The following is a 17,173-nucleotide window of genomic DNA, read 5'->3' on the forward strand; positions in this document are numbered from 1 at the left end:
CAATTGTGTCTTTTGATGGGTTATATTTAACATTTGGCGCATGGTCCGCGTGTGGGAGACTGCATTACCTTGAAACCGCCGCCTCCGCGCAGGCGGGTGTGACGGCATGGGGGAGGCTTACGGTGATGATGCGGCAGAGGGCTGCCGGGCAAGCTCATAGTTGCCCATGCTCCGCAAATGAATGGACATGAGGACCGGCGACCACAAAATGATCGAGCACGCGCACATCGATCAGTGCCAGCGCCTGCACCAGCGCGCGGGTGAGCAGCAGGTCGGCTTCGCTCGGATCGGGCGTGCCCGATGGGTGGTTGTGCGCAAGCAAAATGCTGGCCGCGTTACGCGCCAGCGCCGCCTTCACCACCTCGCGCGGGTGCACGCTGGTATGAGTCAGGGTGCCGCGGAACATTTCGTCGCAGGCAATCAGGCGATTTTTGACGTCCAGAAACAACACAAGGAAGGATTCGTGCGGCTGGCGTCCGAGCTGGATGCGCAGGTATTGCCGCACCGCTTCCGGGGAATTCAGCACCTCGCCGCTCTCCAGGCGCTCGCCGATGGCGCGCTGGGCCAGCTCCATTACCGCCTGCAATTGCGCGAACTTAGCCGGGCCCAGCCCGTGCACCGTCGACAACTGCACCAGGCTGGCCCCGAACAAGCCGTTGATCGAGCCGAAGCGCAGCAGCAGCTCGCGTCCCAGTTCAACCGCACTCTTGCCGCGCACGCCGACGCGCAGGAACACGGCCAGCAATTCCGGATCGGACAGCGCCGACGCCCCCTCGCTGATGAGCCGCTCGCGCGGACGCTGCTGTTCGGGCCAGTCCTTGATCCCCATCGCGCCTCCGGTTTAATGTAAATGAGCAACATGAGAAACGTGGCAGGAATTACAATCGATGCTGTCAATACCTTGCCGGTGCATGACACGCCATTATCGGCGTGCTATTGCGGACGGTACTGATCCCGGCGTGAGAAGCGGCGGGAACCATATGGCGCGTGCGTGGCCGGAAAAATCATTGAACAAACAGGGAAGCGTGATGCGAAGATTGGCAATCTGGGGAATCGTCCTGCTGACAGGCACTGTGCAAGCGGCCCCCGACGCGCCGTCCAAACGCTGGGTAAGCGCCGATGACGTGCGTCTGCGCGCCCATCCCGGTCCGGATGGCAAGGTTCGGGCAATCCTTCCGCGTGGCACCGAGATGCGTCTGGACGGCAGCGCCCAGACCGATGGTTTTTGCGCGGCATCGGGCGCGGGCACAGCGGGCTATGTCGCGTGCGAGTTCCTCAGCGCCAAGCCGGTGGCGCGTTCGCAGGCCGGCGCGCGCACGCCGGTGATCCTGGCCAATGTGCAGGGCCACCGGATTGCCGCGACCGACCCATTGCCAGCCGATTACAACCCTGAACGCGCGTTCTGGCTGCAACCGAGCTGGAGCGCCCTGGAGCAGTACGCGGATTACCTCAAGAAACAGCATCCGAAGCTTCCCCAGCAGGGACCTTTCCCGCGCAACGAGGCGCTGGAGCGGATGAAGGCGCACCTCGCTTTGGGCATGCATGGCCGCAAGAGCGCCCCCTATGCAAGCTGGTCGTCCCTGCAGCGCATTGCCCTGCAACACGCCGCCATGAGCAAGGAAACCAGCCGCTTGCAGGCGCAAGGCAAGATCGATGCGCCGGCGCTGAAAACGCGCGAGCAACAAGCCCAGGAGATTGCCGTCAACCTCCGCCATTCGCTCGGGATTTTGGGCGAGCTGCACTATGCCGAGGAGAGCGACGGCGCGCGCCGCCTTGTCGCCCTGATCGGGGCGCTGGCGTTTGCCGAGGTGCAGCCTTCGCTGTTCCGTACCGACGAGCAAATCGCACCGCCCAACGCAACTGCCGAGCAAGCCAGCGGCCGTTTCGGCATCGTGTTCCGGCAACTGGTCAACCCGCGCCCCAAGCCGGCGCCGCTGGCCGGCGACGACAATGCGCCCGGCCTGTACGACATGCTCAGCCGCACCGATGCCCTGGTGCGGTCGGTGCAGCGCGTCCAGCTGAACCGTGACGGCCAACTGCGCGCCTTGCCGAGCGTGCTGCGCAAGACCGAGACCTTGTGGCGCTATGCCGATGGACCCGAGTGCGAGGGCTGGACGCCCGGCTTCGCGTTCGGCGACGCCGACGCCGGTCCCTGGCGCTTCTTCGGCAATGCCGCCGCCGCCAACAGAAAAAGCAGCCGCAATCCGCCCGGCAGCCTGTTCGCCTTCTACACCACCGTCGACCTGCCGCCCGGCCCGGCCGCCCGCAGGGAAGCGGCCATGACGCTCGACCGTGCCAAAACGGGCTTCGTCCGCGGCACGCATTTGTACTACGACATCGATGCCGACGGCATTGCCGACCTGACCGTGTGGGAGGGGGAGGGCATCGGCCCGGGCCATCTGGACGGCCCCACGAGCACCGACGACCGCTGGTACCGCCTGGTGCTGGTCAACATCAACGGCACCTGGAAGTTGCTGGGCAGCGACAACTTCGAGTACGGCTGCGGCTGCTGAAGCGCGCGCGCTTTCTCGCCCGCCTGCAATCAAATGCGGGCAGGCGAGGCCGTTTCGACCCCCGTGGCTTACAATGGCGCTTTGCACGCTTCGATCAAGACCATGTCCACTACTTCCCCCGCCGTCGTCACCGAATCGGCCTACCTGACCCTGCATTACCGCCTGGCCACGCTCGACGGCACCGATCTCATCACCACCTTTGCCGGCAACCCGGCCACCCTGATGATGGGCAGCGGCCAGCTCGCGCCCTTCCTCGAAACCTGCCTGATGGGCATGCCGGAAGGCACGCACCAGACTTTCCAGCTGGCCCCGGCGCAAGCTTTCGGCGAGCGCAACCCGGAACTGGTGCGCGACGTCTCGCGCGCCACCCTGGACGAGAACTCAGCCCCCGGCGCCGACTACAAGGTCGGCGACCTGGTCGACTTCGCCGCGCCGGGCGGCGGCCGTTTTGCCGGCGTGCTGCGCCAGTTCGGCGACGGTGTGGTGACATTCGACTTCAACCACCCGCTGGCTGGCCAGTCGCTGCAATTCGAAGTTCGGTTGATTTCCGTTCTTTAATCAATGTTGTATATATAACTGTTGTATAAATAATACAGAGGCTCATCATGGACAGCGAAATTCTCCTGGCCCAGCCGCGCGGTTTTTGCGCCGGCGTCGACCGCGCAATCGAAATCGTCGAGCGCGCCCTGCAACAATTCGGTGCGCCGATCTATGTGCGCCACGAAATCGTGCATAACGCCTACGTGGTCGAGGACTTGCGCAGCAAGGGCGCGATTTTCATCGAGGAACTCGATGATGTCCCGCCGGGCAATACGCTGGTGTTTTCCGCCCATGGCGTGTCGAAGGCGGTGCGGGCCGAAGCCGAAGCGCGCGGCCTGACCATTTTCGATGCGACCTGTCCGCTGGTCACCAAGGTGCACGTCGAGGTCGCCAAGATGCGGCGCCAGGGCTGTGAAATCGTCATGATCGGCCACGACGGCCACCCGGAAGTCGAAGGCACCATGGGCCAGACGGAAGAGGGCATGCACCTGGTCGAAACGGTGGCCGACGTGGCCAATCTGCAAGTCAAAACCCCGGACCACCTCGCCTACGTGTCGCAGACCACCTTGTCGGTGGACGATACGGCGGACATCATCGCCGCGCTCAAGCAAAAGTTCCCGAACATCATTGAGCCGAAGAAGGGCGATATCTGCTACGCCACCACCAACCGCCAGGAAGCGGTCAAGTTCATGGCGCCCCAGGTGGATGTAGTGATCGTGGTCGGCAGTCCGAACAGCTCGAACTCGAACCGCCTGCGCGAAGTGGCGGAAAAGAAGGGCACGCCGGCCTACATGGTCGACAACGCTTCCCAGATCGATCCGCAATGGCTGGTCGGAAAGCTGCGGATCGGCGTCACGGCCGGCGCCTCGGCCCCGGAAGTGCTGGTCCAGGCCGTCATCGACCGCCTTAAGGAACTGGGCGCGCGCAGCGTGCGCGCACTCGATGGCGTGGAAGAGAACGTTACCTTCCCCCTGCCCAAGGGACTCGATGGCGTCAAGGCCGGGCTCGCATAACCCAGGACATGGTGCTTTGTCAAAATTAAATTCGGAACACGTGTGATTTTCCGATATTAGTTTTTTCTAAACCTCGTTATGATGACGACGCTCGGATTTTTTGTCATCAGGACGTCATGTTCGTTCTGATGACGCACGGTTGCAGCAAAGACATGAAAAACCGCCATTCCCGTGGCCAGGGGAGGCGGAGTTTGTGAATTGGCGGCGTGAGGCCAGGAGCGGCACTACGGGGGTTTCCCCGGGTGCCGTTTTTGTTAGAACGAAATAAAATGAGGTCATCATGGATACCTTTATCCAACAAATTATCAACGGCCTTGTGCTCGGCAGCATGTACGCTCTGGTCGCGCTGGGCTACACCATGGTGTACGGGGTGCTCAACCTCATTAACTTTGCCCACGGCGACGTGCTGATGATCGGGGCCATGGTCGGCTTGTCCATCCTCAAGGGACTGGAAATCGTGGCGCCCGGCTTGCCCGGCTATGTGAACCTGGCCATTGCCATCGCCGGCGCCATTCCGGTGTGCATGATCGTCAATGTCCTCATCGAACGGGTCGCTTACCGGCGCCTGCGCAACGCCCCCCGCCTCGCCCCCCTGATTACCGCCATCGGCATTTCCACCCTGCTCACCACGTTCTCGATGATGATCTGGGGCCGCAGCCCGCTATCGTTCCCGCAACTGCTCTCGAGCGAACCGCTGCATATCGGCGGCGCCGTGATTTCCCAGACCCAGGTGCTGTTGCTGGCGCTGGCGGCCATGTCGATGGGCGCGCTGGTGCTGCTGGTCGAAAAAACCAGGCTGGGACGCGCCATGCGCGCCACCGCCGAAAATCCTCGCGTGGCCGGTCTGATGGGCGTCGATTCGAACAAGGTCATCGTGGCCACCTTCGCCATCGGCGCGGCGCTGGCCGCCGTGGCTGGCGTGATGTGGGGCGCCAACTATTCCTCGATCCAGTTCGCGATGGGCTTCCTGCCCGGCCTGAAAGCCTTCTCGGCCGCGGTGCTGGGCGGCATCGGCAATATTTACGGCGCCATGATCGGCGGCATCCTGCTCGGCCTGATCGAAGCGCTCGGCGCCGGCTACATCGGCGACCTGACCGGCGGCTTCCTGGGCAGCCATTACCAGGATATCTTCGCCTTCGTCGTCCTGATTATCGTACTCACGATCCGGCCCTCCGGCATCATGGGCGAACGCGTGGCCGACCGCGCCTGACCGGAACAGAAAAGGAACATCATGGCTCTGCTCTCATTCGACCTTGAAAACCACCCGCGCCAGGCCCGCATCAGCATGGTCGCGCTGCTGCTGACCTTGCTGATCTTCCCCTTCGTTGCCCAGCAATTCGGCAACTCGTGGGTGCGCATCATCGACATGGCCCTGCTGTACATCATGCTAGCGCTGGGATTGAACATCGTGGTCGGCTTCGCCGGCCTGCTCGACCTCGGCTACATCGCGTTCTTTGCGGTCGGCGCCTACATGACGGGCCTGTTGGCCTCGCCGCAATTTGCCGCGCTGCTCGAATCGGTGGTCAACCAGTATCCGGTGTTCGGGGAATGGCTGGTCGCGATCATGGGGCCGGAAATCCGGGAAACCGGGATTCACCTGTCGGTCTGGCTGATCGTGCCGCTGGCGGCGGCCACGGCCGGTTTCTTCGGCGCCCTGCTCGGCGCCCCGACGCTCAAGCTGCGCGGCGACTACCTGGCCATCGTGACCCTGGGTTTCGGCGAGATCATCCGCATTTTCATGAACAACCTGAACGACCCGATCAACTTCACCAACGGTCCGCAGGGCATCAACCTGATCGATCCGATCCGCATTTTCGGCGTCTCGCTCGCTGGCGAACCGGGCTCGAAAGCGACCGTCTTCATCGGCAGCTACGGCATGCCGTCAGTGAACGCTTACTACTTCCTGTTCCTGTTTCTGTGCATCGCCATCGTGTTCGTCACCACGCGCCTGCAGCACTCGCGCCTGGGCCGCGCCTGGGTGGCGATCCGCGAAGATGAAATCGCCGCCAAGGCCATGGGCATCAACACCCGCAACGTCAAGCTGCTCGCGTTCACCATGGGCGCCTCGTTCGGCGGCGTGGCCGGCGCCATGTTTGCCTCGTTCCAGGGCTTCGTGTCGCCGGAATCGTTCTCGCTGACCGAATCGATCGCCGTGCTGGCGATGGTGGTGCTGGGCGGTATCGGCCACATTCCCGGCGTGATCATGGGCGGCGTGCTGCTTGCGGCCTTGCCGGAAGTGCTGCGCCACGTGGTCGAACCGCTGCAGATGACCCTGTTCGGCAAGGTGCTGATCGAAGCGGAAGTGCTGCGCCAGCTGCTGTACGGCCTGGCGATGGTGCTGATCATGCTCAACCGTCCGGCCGGCCTGTGGCCCGCTCCCAAGCACGAAGACCGGCCCGAGGCCGCCGACACCAACAAAACCGGCGAGTTGCCGGCCTGATGGCAGCGTAAGGATATCCAGATGAGCGAACAAGTCATTCTCAATATTTCCGGCGTCAACAAGCGCTTTGGCGGTTTGCAAGCGCTGACCAACGTCGGCATCAAGATCATGCGCGGCCAGATTTATGGCCTGATCGGGCCGAACGGCGCCGGCAAGACGACCTTTTTCAATGTCATTACCGGGCTGTACCAGCCCGACACCGGCACCTTCGAGCTGGCCGGCAAGCCTTATTCGCCGTCGGCCCCGCATGCGGTGGCCAAGGCCGGGATTGCCCGTACCTTCCAGAACATCCGCCTGTTCGGCGAGATGACGGCGCTGGAAAACGTGATGGTCGGCTGCCACGTGCGCACCCATCAAGGCGTGTTCGGCGCCGTGTTCCGGCACAAGGCGGCGCGCCTGGAAGAGGCGGCGATCCGCGCCCGGGCGCAGGAACTGCTCGATTTCGTGGGGATCGGCGCGTACGCCAAGCGCACCTCGAAATTCCTGTCCTACGGCGACCAGCGCCGCCTCGAAATCGCGCGCGCGCTGGCGACCGAGCCGCAACTGCTGGCGCTGGACGAACCGGCCGCCGGCATGAACGCAACCGAAAAACTGGCGCTGCGCGAGCTGCTCATCAAGATCAAGCAGGAAGGCAAGACCGTGCTGCTCATCGAGCACGACGTCAAGCTGATGATGGGCTTGTGCGACCGCATCACCGTGCTCGAATACGGCAAACCGATCGCGGAAGGCTTACCGGCCGACATACAGAAAAATCCGGCAGTGATTGAAGCCTACCTGGGAGGTGCTCACGCATGAGCGACAATATTCTGAGAATCCAGGGCTTGAAGGTGGCATACGGCGGCATCAAGGCCGTCAAGGGCATCGACCTGGAAGTAAACAAGGGGGAGCTGGTGACCCTGATCGGCGCCAATGGCGCCGGCAAGACCACCACCTTGAAAGCCATCACCGGCACCTTGCCGGACTGCAAGGTCGAAGGCGTGATCAGCTATATGGGCCAGTCGCTCAAGGGCAGCAAGTCGTTCGAGCTGGTGCAGAAAAAACTGGCCATGGTGCCGGAAGGGCGCGGCGTGTTCACGCGCATGTCGATCCATGAAAACCTGCTGATGGGCGCCTACACGCGCGACGACAAGGCGGGCATCGAGGCCGATGTGGAGAAGTGGTTCTCGGTGTTTCCGCGCCTCAAAGAGCGTGCGGCGCAGATGGCGGGCACCCTGTCGGGCGGCGAGCAGCAGATGCTGGCGATGGCGCGCGCCTTGATGAGCCACCCGAACCTGTTGCTGCTCGACGAGCCGTCGATGGGCCTGGCGCCGATCATGGTGGAAAAGATTTTCGAGGTGATCCGCGACGTGCACAAGCAGGGCATCACGGTGCTGCTGGTGGAGCAGAATGCGAAGCTGGCGCTGGAAGCGGCCAACCGCGGCTATGTGATGGATTCGGGCGCGATCACCATGAGCGGCAATGCGCAGGACATGCTGCACGATCCGCGCGTGAAGGCGGCATATTTGGGCGAGGAGTAAGGGCGCCGGACCCTGCGCAGCAGGTTCTCGCCCCGCAACCGGCCGGACCGGACATCCACTTAACAGTTGGTGACCATTGCCAATGTCTGGAGCTCATCGATATGTTTCGGCACCCTGGGCTTGATGATCTCCTCATTGATTTGCAATACGATCGATTTCATCAAGTCGGTTTTGTTGAGGTTGGTGCTTTTCATCACAGCTGCAATTTCATCCGCCATCGGTTGCGAAACCTTGATTGACAATCTTTTTCTCGACGGTTCCGCTACCACTTCAAATTCGGTCTTTTTTTTCAATGCGCCAACCAGCCGTTCTGACCCGCCTGCGCTGTTGGCCGACTTCCTGACGTAGTACATCAACAGCCGTTTTCTGAAATCGGAGTTCACGGACGAATCGATGCGATAGCATGCCAGATCCAGGGCATCGATATAAATCGCCGGCAGCTGTGCCTCGATGGGCACCATCGCTTTGTCGCGACTGGCCTTGATTGCCGGAGTTGACTGCGCAGGAGTTGATACAACGCGATCGCAGATGTCGCACACACCCGCCAAGATATCTTTTGCGACGCCAACGCCATCGCTGAAGGGAACGTCTCTTCGTTTATAGGTGGTATGCACCAACTCGTTGCAGTCGTAGCAAATCGCTTTGCTTTTGTCGCCCACGTTTAACAGTTTCATGATTTCTCACTGATGTACGCTGATGAAGACGGTGTCCGGATCAACAAAGTAGAACTTGATATACCATTTCTTGCATTTGATTACGTGTACCTCAACGCCTTTGATGGCATGATGCGCGCTGCTCGAATGATCAGTTCCCGAGCTGGATTTAATCAGTTTGATCACTTCCTCCGGCGTGATGGTACCCATATGCAACAGGTTCTTGACTTCGATAGCCTCACGGGCTTCGTGAGAAAAGGCGCGCGTTTCAAGTGCGTCTAGAACTTTCTTCTTTGCATCTTTGAATCCCATCCACGCCTCCACTATACGACGATCTTCGTACGTTCGCAAGATTTTGCGAACATGCTTGCCCTCTGTTCAGTGTAAAAGCAAAAAACCCGCAGAATCGCGATTCTGCGGGTTTGGGGCGGATGCGTGGTGACACCCGTGAGTACTACACTACCGACTTACCTCTTGGTGGTGCGTGCGGCAGCGTTCTGTGCAGCCTGGGTGAACTGCGATACGGCTGCGTTCACATTGGTTTCCATGGCTTCTTTGGCTTGCTTGGCGGTCTTGGTCAGCTGCTCGTAGCCAGCGTTGGCATTGCCGATCGATGCCTTGATGGCGGCGACGACGTTCTCCGAACCGGCCGGTGCATTCTTGCTCACTTCGTCAACCAGCGAAATCACCTTGCGGTTGGTTTCGGCGATCTGGAATTCAGCAGCCTTGCTGAATTCAGCCTGGGTGCCGGTGGCGATAGCGGCCAGCTGGCGGCTGTACGACATGGCTTTTTCAGCCGTTGGCTGCGCCTGGGCGGCGGTCAGCGAGAAAAATTCTTGTGGATCCTTGGCCGACAGCAGCTGCTTGGTAGCGATCGACGACTCTTCCAGCGTTGCCTTGGCAGCGGTGATGTTCAGCTCGACCAGCTTTTCAATGCTTTCAAACGCTTTCGACGTCAGCGACGAATACAGCGCGAACTGCGATTCAAAGTTAGCTTTGGTGGCGTTCGAAAACTGCTCAGGGATTGCAAACATATATATTCTCCAAATATTGATTAATAGTATTGTTGATAAATGCTGCGTTGAACCGGTGAGGCAGAAAAATCTGTCAAGCCAAGGCTGAACAATAGGATTGTGCAGCGCAACAAAGGCCATTTTAATGATTTTCTGAGCAGTGTCAAGCGAATCTTGTGCAGTGCACAAATCTCCGGCCGCGGGAAGAAATGGCTTGCCCGGAGGCTGAAAATGCGCCGCCGCGCATGCCCTCAAGCGGCCTCGTGTCATAGACAAAATGGGCCTTGATAACATGGCAATGGCGCCCATGCTAGACTCGCTGCTCGCGCAGTTCAACCTCTTGATGCGGCGCCTTGACGTTTTGACGTCGATGGCGGCTATTGATATATGTCAAACGAAGCTTTAAAAAATGCTGCGCCGCGCCACAGTGCGCCCTGGCTGTCGCCAATGCCGGTGTTTTTCGTCCTATTGTGGAGTACAGGCTTCATTGTCGCGAAGTTCGGCTTGCCCTATGCGCCGCCGCTGACCTTCCTGCTGCTGCGCTGTGTTGCCGTGCTGGTGGTCTTGCTGCCCATCGTCCTGATCTGGAAAGCGCCGTGGCCCAAGGGCAGCATCGGCCATATCGCCGTGGCCGGTCTGCTGCTGCAGGCCGGCTATCTCGGCGGCGTCTGGTGCGCGATCAAGCTCGGCATGCCGGCCGGGGTCACCGCCCTGATCGTCGGCATGCAACCGATCCTCACCGCCGCTTGCGCCCCCCTGATCGGCGAAACGGTGCGTCCGCGCCAGTGGCTGGGCCTGCTGTTCGGCCTGACTGGCGTGGCCCTGGTGGTGTATGCCAAGATCACCCTGGTCGGCCTGTCGGGGCTGGCGATCGGTTTCAGCGTCATGGCGCTGCTGTCGATCACGGCGGGAACGATGTACCAGAAGCATTTCTGCCCGCGTTTCGATTTGCGCACCGGCACCGTGATCCAGTTCGCGTCCACGGTGGCGGTGCTGCTGCCGGTCGCCATTCTGTTCGAGGGGCTCGATCCGGGCCTGAGCAGCATCGAATGGACGCCGCGTTTCGTGGGCGCGTGGATGTGGTCGGTGTTTGCGCTGTCGATCGGCGCCATCTTCCTGCTGTTTCAATTAATCCGCCGCAGCGATGCGACCCAGGTGACCAGCCTGCTGTACCTGACGCCGCCGACCACGGCCATCATGGCCTGGCTGATGTTCGGCGAAGCCTTCAGCTGGCTGGGCGTGGCCGGCATGGTGGTGGCAGTCATCGGTGTGGTGTGTGTCGTTAAAAAATAGGAGAAGCAATGTTGGTAAGTAAAGAACAAGAAATCGTGGACGCCGCCATCGCCTCGCGCCGTTCGATCCGTGCCTTCCTGCCGACCCCGGTCGCGCGCAAAGATATCGAGCGGATCCTGGAAGTGAGCGCTCGCGCACCGTCCGGCACCAATATCCAGCCATGGAAGGTCACCGTGCTGACCGGGCAGGCCAAGGACAAGCTGGCCGAAGCGGTCCTGGCCGTGCATAACGATCCCGCGCTGGCCAAACAGCATGTGGAAGAATATCCCTACTATCCGCGCGAATGGACCTCGCCCTACATCGAGCGGCGCCGCAAGGTGGGCCTGGACCTGTATTCGCTGCTTGGCCTGGAGCGCGACAACAAGGCCGGCATGCACGCGCAGTTCGGCCGCAATTACCGCTTCTTCGATGCGCCGGTGGGGCTGATTTTCACCATCGACCGGGTGCTGGAGCAGGGCTCGTGGCTCGATTACGGCATGTTCCTGGAAAACATCATGGTCGCCGCGCGCGGCCGCGGCCTCGACACCTGTCCGCAGGCGGCGTTCACCCCGTATCACCGGGTCATTGCCGAACATCTTCAGCTGCCCCCCACTGAGATGCTGGTATGTGGCATGGCACTGGGCTACGCCGATCCGGACAAGATCGAGAACACCCTGGTGACGGCGCGCGAACCGGTGGCAAGCTTTGTTCGCTTTATGGAATAAACGCGTACACTGTATCCATGCAAGAAGCGGCCTGGCTACGCAATGTTGTAGCTCAGCACAAGACTTCCCCCGAATGTTAAATTCGCTTGCGATTGCTGAGCACTTTGCTAGACTTCAGCGATATTAGGTCAGCTCGCTTCAAAGGATTTCCAGATGTATAAGTTAGTGTTGAGCGCCATCGCTTCCCTGCTGTTAGTTTTCACGCCGCCGGTGGAAGCCAAGGTCAAGGCCAAGGCCAGGGCCGAGCGCACCACCAGCGCGGGCAAGGCCAAGAAGCACGTCGTGGTCAAGTCGCGCGTGCAGCGCCGCGAGATCGCATTGCGTCCGATGGCCGAAAGCCGCAACACGATGGTGCGCCGTACGGTCATGGTCCGTGGCAAACGCAAGGTGGTGTACCAGCGCGTGATCGTTGCCGCCTCGCTGCCCGAACGGGTGCGCCAGAGCGCGGGCGATCTGGCCGGCCTGAACCAGACACGCGACCCGCTCGACCTCAAGTCCAACGTCGCTTTCGTGCTGGACCAGAACAATGCCGAGGTATTGTTCGAGAAGAATGCCAATATTGCCTTGCCGATCGCCTCGATCACCAAGCTGATGACAGGTCTGATCGTGGTGGAGGCCAGGCAAGACCTGGACGAGGTCCTGACCATCACTGAAGACGATGTCGACCACGAAAAATTCACCAGTTCGCGCCTGCGCGTCGGGTCGCAGATGACGCGCGCCAACCTGCTGCATATTTCGCTGATGAGTTCGGAGAACCGGGCCGCGGCCGCGCTGGCGCGCAATTATCCGGGTGGGGTGGCGGGGTTCGTCGCGGCGATGAATGCCAAGGCCTACCAGCTGGGAATGAACGATACGCGCTATGTCGATTCGAGCGGGCTGTCCAGCCGCAATGTTGCCAGCGCGCGCGATCTGGCCAAGCTGGCCATGTCCGCTTATAACGAACCGCTGCTGCGCCAGTATTCGACCGATCCGAAATCGACGGTCGATGCGGGCGGCAGGCTGATGCATTACAACAATACCAACTATCTGGTGGCGATGCCGGATTGGGATATTGGTTTGCAAAAGACCGGGTTTATTAATGAAGCGGGGCGCTGCCTGGTGATGCAGACCGTGATTCAGGGCCGCGCGGTGATCATGGTGTTTTTGGATTCCAAGGGCAAGCAATCGCGGACGGCCGATGCCGGGCGGATGCGGCGCTGGCTGGAAGCCTTACGGCCGCCGGGTTTGACTTGATGAATACGGGCGATCGCTGACTGAACTGGTTTCGCTGCGCTCAATTCCGTCATTCCTGCCATTGGCAGAAATGACTTCCCGCGCAGGCGGGAATCCAAGGCACCGTCGCTTAGCAAACATCTCTTGGATTCCCGCCTGTGAAGGGAATGACGGACTTGAGGAAGACGCTTAAACCGTCGGCCCCGTATACCCCAGTGTCGCCGAAATCTGGCTCGCCGTCATCACCAGATCCTCCAGCCATTCCTCCTGCAAGCGGTCAGCCGGCGCCGATATCGACAAGCCCGCGATCAGCTTGCCCGAATCGTCATGGATGCCCGCTGCCATGCAGCGCACGCCCAGCTCCAGCTCTTCGTTATCGCGCGCATAGCCGCGCGACCTGACCAGACTGAGCTCGCGTTCCAGCTTGCTCAGATCGGTAATCGAATTCTTGTTGTGCCCCGCCAGCCCGGTGCGGGTGGCATACGCCCTGATCGCCTTGGGCTCGTCCACCGACAAAAACAGTTTCCCGGTCGAGGTCAGATGCAGTGGACCGCGGCCGCCGATCGCGCGCACCACCTGCATGCCGGAGCGCTCCGAAAACGCGCGGTCGATATACACGATCTCATCGCCCTGGCGCACCGACAGATTGATCGTCTGCTGGGTCTTCTTGTGCAGCGAGCGCATGAAATCGAGCGCCGCTTCGCGCACCGACAGCCGGCTCTTGACCACATTGCCAAGTTCCAGCAAGCGCATGCCGAGGCGGTAGGTCCCCGGCTCGACCCGGTCCACGAAGCGCGTGATGACCATGTCATTGAGAATCCGGTGCGCCGTCGAGGGATGCAGTCCTGATACCTTGGACAATTCCTTCAAGCTCACCGGATCGGTATAGTTGGCCAGCGCGTCGAGCAGGGCCACCATGCGCTCGATCACCTGAATCGAGGTTTTGGGCGCGTCAACGGTGTCGATTTTCATGATGTGGTTGGTGCAGTGCAGTATATGTCCTTACTTTATACCACAATGTGAAAAGGATTGGCAATTTCCCTGTGGCGCGCCGCAAAGATGGCGCACCGGCGGCGGAGCGGGGCATAATGGGCATTACCTGTTATTTTGAAGAGTATCCATGACCCAGCCTGTCAGTGATTTTAAAAGTAAAAGCGGCTTCAAGCGCATTCTGGCGGCGACAAGCTACTCGATCGACGGTTTCAAATCCGCCTGGACGCACGAACACGCTTTCCGTCAGGAATTGATTGTCGTGGTGATCGGCGCTATCGTCGCGCTGGTGCTGCCGGTGTCGTCTTTCCAGAAACTGTTCCTGATTGCCGTGCTGGTGCTGGTGCTGATCGTCGAACTGATCAACTCGGCCATCGAAGCCGTGGTCGACCGCGTCTCGCTCGAACGCCATCCTCTGTCGAAGAACGCCAAGGATTTCGGCAGCGCCGCCGTCATGCTGGCGGTCCTGATCGCCATCGCTTCCTGGACCGTGGTGCTGTTCAACCGCTTCTACTAGCATCCGGAACTCATACCCGCAAGCGGCCCGCCTTATGCGCGGGCGGTATATCGAAGCGCGAAACGATTCCTTCGTTTTCGCGCCATCGCGCCGTATTCTGGTGTTCCAGGAGGTGGCGCCATGTCGGAACTCTTTCCCCATTTTCAAGTAATCGTGGTCAGCGGACTGCATGATAGCGGACCGGGCCATTGGCAGTCGCGCTGGCAGCGCCTGCACCCGGAATTCGTGCGCGTGCGCCAGGATGACTTCGACCAGCCCGACCTGGCCGCCTGGGCCGCGCGGCTGGACCAGCAGCGCCGCGCCGATCCGCGTCCCGCGCTGCTGGTGGCGCACAGCTTCGGCTGCCTGACCGCCGTGCACAGCATCGCCCGCAACAGCGACGGCGTGGCCGGTGCGCTGCTGGTCGCGCCCGCCGATCCCGACAAGTTCGGCGTGGCCGACCGCTTACCGGCGCTGCCGCTCGATTGCCCCAGCATCTTGATCAGTAGCGCCAACGATCCGTGGATGAGTGCGCCGCATGCTGCCTTGTGGGCGCGCCGCTGGGACAGCGAGCTGATAGAGGAGGGCAGGCTGGGACACATCAATGCGGACTCGGGCCTGGGCGACTGGCGCGCCGGCCAACAATATTTGCAGCGGCTGGCCGAATTGGCGCACAATAGGATGCTGGCCTTTTCGCCATGATTGACATCCGCCTACTACTTTTGACGAACGATTGGAGATCACAATGAGTTTACGTTTGGGCGATACCGCTCCGGATTTCGAGCAGGATTCTTCGCTGGGAACGATCAAGTTTCACGAATGGGCGGGCGACTCCTGGGTGGTGCTGTTTTCGCACCCGGCCGACTTCACGCCCGTCTGCACTACCGAGCTGGGCCTCACCGCCAAGCTCAAACCTGAATTCGACAAGCGCAACGTGAAAGCCATCGCCCTGTCGGTCGATCCGGCCGAAATGCACAAAACCTGGATCAAGGATATCGAAGAGACGCAGAAAACCGTGGTGGGCTTCCCGATCATCGCCGATGCCGACAAAAAAGTGGCGGCCTTGTACGACATGATCCACCCGGAGCAATCGGCCACGGCCACGGTGCGTTCGCTGTTCGTGATCGATCCCAACAAAAAGATCCGCCTGTCGATCACCTATCCGATGAGTACCGGGCGCAACTTCGATGAAGTGTTGCGCGTCATCGACGCCCTGCAGCTGACCGACGCCTACACCGTGGCCACGCCCGGCAACTGGCGCGACGGGGACGATGTCATCATCCCGCTGAGCGTGCAAGATCCTGAACTGCTCAAGCAAAAGTATCCGAAAGGCTACACGGCCGAGCGTGCTTATCTGCGCGTCACGCCCCAGCCGAACAAGTAAAACGTACCGCCGCGCGTCCCTTGCACGGCGAAACGCATAAGCAAATAAGCTTTCGGTTGTTTGAATAACGGCTGAGTCCCTATACCCTCGCGGGTATTCTAGGGACTCATCCATGCAACTTACGTACATCATTTCAGGTTTCGGGGTCGGCCTGCTGGTCGGCATGACCGGCGTCGGCGGCGGATCCCTCATGACTCCGCTGCTGACCTTGCTGTTCGGCGTGTCGCCTTCGGTCGCCGTCGGCACCGACCTCGCGTTTGCCTCGATCACCAAAGCGGCAGGTACCTTCACCCACCGCCTGCGCGGCACGGTGCGCTGGGATATCGTGCGCCACCTCTGCTTCGGCGCCTTGCCGGCCGCCGTGGCCACGACCCTGGCGCTCAAGCAATTCGGCGCCCTGGACAAGGAAATCGGCCAGATCATCCGTTACTCCATCGCCGGCTCGGTCATGCTGACCGTGGTCGCGCTGCTGTTCAAAGGCAAGATGCTGGCCTGGGTCAACGCCAAGCCCGGGCGCCAGCTGCAGGGCAGGTCGCTGGCGGCCGCCACCATCGTCTCCGGCGCGGTGCTCGGCGTGCTGGTCACGGTATCGTCGATCGGCGCCGGCGCCATCGGCGCCACCCTGCTCGTCATGCTGTATCCACGCTTGAGCGCGGCCGAAGTGGCCGGCACCGATATCGCCTACGCCGTGCCACTGACCGCGATTGCCGCCTTCGGCCACTGGTGGCTGGGCTCGATCAACTGGGGCCTGCTCGCCATGCTGCTGATCGGCTCGCTGCCGGGCATTACCCTCGGTTCCTGGGTGGCCAAGTCGGTGCCGGAAGGCTTCCTGCGCGCCCTGCTGGCGACCACCCTGACCCTGGTGGCAGCCAAACTGATTTATTAATCCGTGTCCGGCCCGCTCTTGCACGGCCATGTCTGCGCCACGCGCGCGCGCAGGGCCGGGTCGGCGGCGACGATCGGAGCCAGCCAGCGCAGCACCGCCGCCGCTTCGTGGCGCAGTTCGGTCCACAGCGCAAATTCGCAGTTCAGCGCCGCGTTGACATACACCCGCACCAGCAGCTCGCGCTCGACCGGTGCCGCCTCCGTGGCGGCGCCCAGGCGCACGTAGGCCGCCAGCAGGGCCTGCATGTCGCCGCCGCGCGGCAGCATCGGCGCCGGATCGCACACCTGCGCCCAGACGTGAAAGATGGCGCGCAGCGCCGGCGGCACCCGGACACCAAGCAACGCGTCCCGTGCCCGGCAACCGCCCGCCGCAGCCTGCGTGCCGGAATTCACCTGCAAACGGTCATGTTGGTCCATGCTTCCTCCTGGTCTGTACAGGTCAGACCATGCCGGCCCTAACCGGGTTCAGCCGTTCTGGGCGGCGTTTGCGTCCGCTCAAACCGCGCATGTCCATGGACTG

Annotated in this window: 20 protein-coding genes; 14 read left to right on the forward strand and 6 right to left on the reverse strand. The window is 61.4% G+C overall.

Annotated features, from left to right (window positions below; genetic code table 11):
• Nucleotides 1–154: 154 nt before the first annotated feature.
• On the reverse strand, nt 155–829 hold the full coding sequence (gene radC, locus CR152_RS14225) for a RadC family protein (RefSeq protein ID WP_099875492.1): 675 nt from the start codon (nt 827–829) through the stop codon (nt 155–157).
• A gap of 199 nt (nt 830–1,028) precedes the next feature.
• On the opposite strand from radC, the gene CR152_RS14230 reads away from it, so the two are divergent.
• The 7 genes from CR152_RS14230 to CR152_RS14260 all read left to right on the forward strand — a co-directional run bounded on the left by CR152_RS14230 (nt 1,029) and on the right by CR152_RS14260 (nt 8,023).
• Nucleotides 1,029–2,513, forward strand: coding sequence for an SH3 domain-containing protein (locus CR152_RS14230; RefSeq protein WP_157778483.1), 1,485 nt, complete (start codon nt 1,029–1,031; stop codon nt 2,511–2,513).
• 102 nt (nt 2,514–2,615) lie between these two features.
• Nucleotides 2,616–3,071: an FKBP-type peptidyl-prolyl cis-trans isomerase gene (locus CR152_RS14235; RefSeq protein ID WP_099882331.1), complete on the forward strand. Its 456-nt coding sequence runs from the start codon at nt 2,616–2,618 to the stop codon at nt 3,069–3,071.
• 47 nt (nt 3,072–3,118) lie between these two features.
• On the forward strand, nt 3,119–4,066 hold the full coding sequence (ispH, locus tag CR152_RS14240) for a 4-hydroxy-3-methylbut-2-enyl diphosphate reductase (protein WP_208640122.1): 948 nt from the start codon (nt 3,119–3,121) through the stop codon (nt 4,064–4,066).
• Nucleotides 4,067–4,346: 280 nt separating this feature from the next.
• Nucleotides 4,347–5,276: a branched-chain amino acid ABC transporter permease gene (locus CR152_RS14245; protein WP_099875495.1), complete on the forward strand. Its 930-nt coding sequence runs from the start codon at nt 4,347–4,349 to the stop codon at nt 5,274–5,276.
• A gap of 21 nt (nt 5,277–5,297) precedes the next feature.
• A complete protein-coding gene (locus CR152_RS14250; protein ID WP_099875496.1) occupies nt 5,298–6,506 on the forward strand; it encodes an ABC transporter permease subunit in 1,209 nt (402 codons plus the stop codon).
• A 21-nt stretch (nt 6,507–6,527) separates the two neighbouring features.
• On the forward strand, nt 6,528–7,301 hold the full coding sequence (locus CR152_RS14255; protein ID WP_099875497.1) for an ABC transporter ATP-binding protein: 774 nt from the start codon (nt 6,528–6,530) through the stop codon (nt 7,299–7,301).
• A complete protein-coding gene (locus CR152_RS14260; protein WP_099875498.1) occupies nt 7,298–8,023 on the forward strand; it encodes an ABC transporter ATP-binding protein in 726 nt (241 codons plus the stop codon). The genes CR152_RS14255 and CR152_RS14260 overlap by 4 nt, the downstream gene beginning before the upstream one ends.
• A 59-nt stretch (nt 8,024–8,082) precedes the next feature.
• Here CR152_RS14260 and CR152_RS14265 read toward each other — a convergent pair whose 3' ends face one another.
• From CR152_RS14265 to phaP, 3 genes are all read right to left on the reverse strand, one after another.
• Entirely contained in the window at nt 8,083–8,697 is a 615-nt protein-coding gene (locus CR152_RS14265; RefSeq protein WP_099875499.1) for a hypothetical protein, read from the reverse strand.
• 6 nt (nt 8,698–8,703) lie between these two features.
• A complete protein-coding gene (locus CR152_RS14270; RefSeq protein ID WP_099875500.1) occupies nt 8,704–8,988 on the reverse strand; it encodes a hypothetical protein in 285 nt (94 codons plus the stop codon).
• A gap of 155 nt (nt 8,989–9,143) precedes the next feature.
• Nucleotides 9,144–9,710 (reverse strand): TIGR01841 family phasin, encoded by a 567-nt coding sequence (phaP, locus tag CR152_RS14275; protein ID WP_099875501.1) that lies wholly within the window; start codon nt 9,708–9,710, stop codon nt 9,144–9,146.
• A 366-nt stretch (nt 9,711–10,076) separates the two neighbouring features.
• On the opposite strand from phaP, the gene CR152_RS14280 reads away from it, so the two are divergent.
• From CR152_RS14280 to pbpG, 3 genes are all read left to right on the forward strand, one after another.
• Nucleotides 10,077–10,982 carry a DMT family transporter gene (locus CR152_RS14280; protein WP_099875502.1) on the forward strand — a complete coding sequence of 302 codons (906 nt, stop codon included), beginning with the start codon at nt 10,077–10,079 and terminating at the stop codon, nt 10,980–10,982.
• Between the two features lie 8 nt (nt 10,983–10,990).
• Complete coding sequence (locus tag CR152_RS14285; protein ID WP_099875503.1) at nt 10,991–11,686, forward strand: nitroreductase; 696 nt, start codon at nt 10,991–10,993, stop codon at nt 11,684–11,686.
• 153 nt (nt 11,687–11,839) lie between these two features.
• Nucleotides 11,840–12,919, forward strand: a complete 1,080-nt coding sequence (gene pbpG, locus CR152_RS14290) for a D-alanyl-D-alanine endopeptidase (protein WP_099875504.1) — start codon at nt 11,840–11,842, stop codon at nt 12,917–12,919.
• Nucleotides 12,920–13,087: 168 nt separating this feature from the next.
• Here pbpG and CR152_RS14295 read toward each other — a convergent pair whose 3' ends face one another.
• Nucleotides 13,088–13,870, reverse strand: coding sequence for an IclR family transcriptional regulator (locus CR152_RS14295; RefSeq protein ID WP_099875505.1), 783 nt, complete (start codon nt 13,868–13,870; stop codon nt 13,088–13,090).
• Nucleotides 13,871–14,018: 148 nt separating this feature from the next.
• Here CR152_RS14295 and CR152_RS14300 point away from each other — a divergent pair, with 148 nt between their 5' ends.
• The 4 genes from CR152_RS14300 (at nt 14,019) to CR152_RS14315 (ending at nt 16,654) form a co-directional block, all read left to right on the forward strand.
• Nucleotides 14,019–14,405, forward strand: coding sequence for a diacylglycerol kinase (locus tag CR152_RS14300; protein ID WP_099875506.1), 387 nt, complete (start codon nt 14,019–14,021; stop codon nt 14,403–14,405).
• 120 nt (nt 14,406–14,525) lie between these two features.
• Nucleotides 14,526–15,086, forward strand: a complete 561-nt coding sequence (locus CR152_RS14305; protein ID WP_099875507.1) for an RBBP9/YdeN family alpha/beta hydrolase — start codon at nt 14,526–14,528, stop codon at nt 15,084–15,086.
• A gap of 43 nt (nt 15,087–15,129) precedes the next feature.
• Nucleotides 15,130–15,768 (forward strand): peroxiredoxin, encoded by a 639-nt coding sequence (locus CR152_RS14310; RefSeq protein ID WP_099875508.1) that lies wholly within the window; start codon nt 15,130–15,132, stop codon nt 15,766–15,768.
• A 112-nt stretch (nt 15,769–15,880) separates the two neighbouring features.
• Complete coding sequence (locus CR152_RS14315; RefSeq protein WP_099875509.1) at nt 15,881–16,654, forward strand: sulfite exporter TauE/SafE family protein; 774 nt, start codon at nt 15,881–15,883, stop codon at nt 16,652–16,654.
• Here the strand turns inward: CR152_RS14315 and CR152_RS14320 are convergent.
• The gene (locus CR152_RS14320; RefSeq protein ID WP_099875510.1) at nt 16,651–17,070 is read right to left on the reverse strand and encodes a hypothetical protein; all 420 of its coding nucleotides are present in this window, start codon (nt 17,068–17,070) and stop codon (nt 16,651–16,653) included. The genes CR152_RS14315 and CR152_RS14320 overlap by 4 nt on opposite strands.
• Between the last annotated feature and the right edge of the window lie 103 nt (nt 17,071–17,173).

This window comes from Massilia violaceinigra, from assembly GCF_002752675.1.
GTDB classification, from domain to species: domain Bacteria; phylum Pseudomonadota; class Gammaproteobacteria; order Burkholderiales; family Burkholderiaceae_D; genus Telluria_A; species Telluria_A violaceinigra.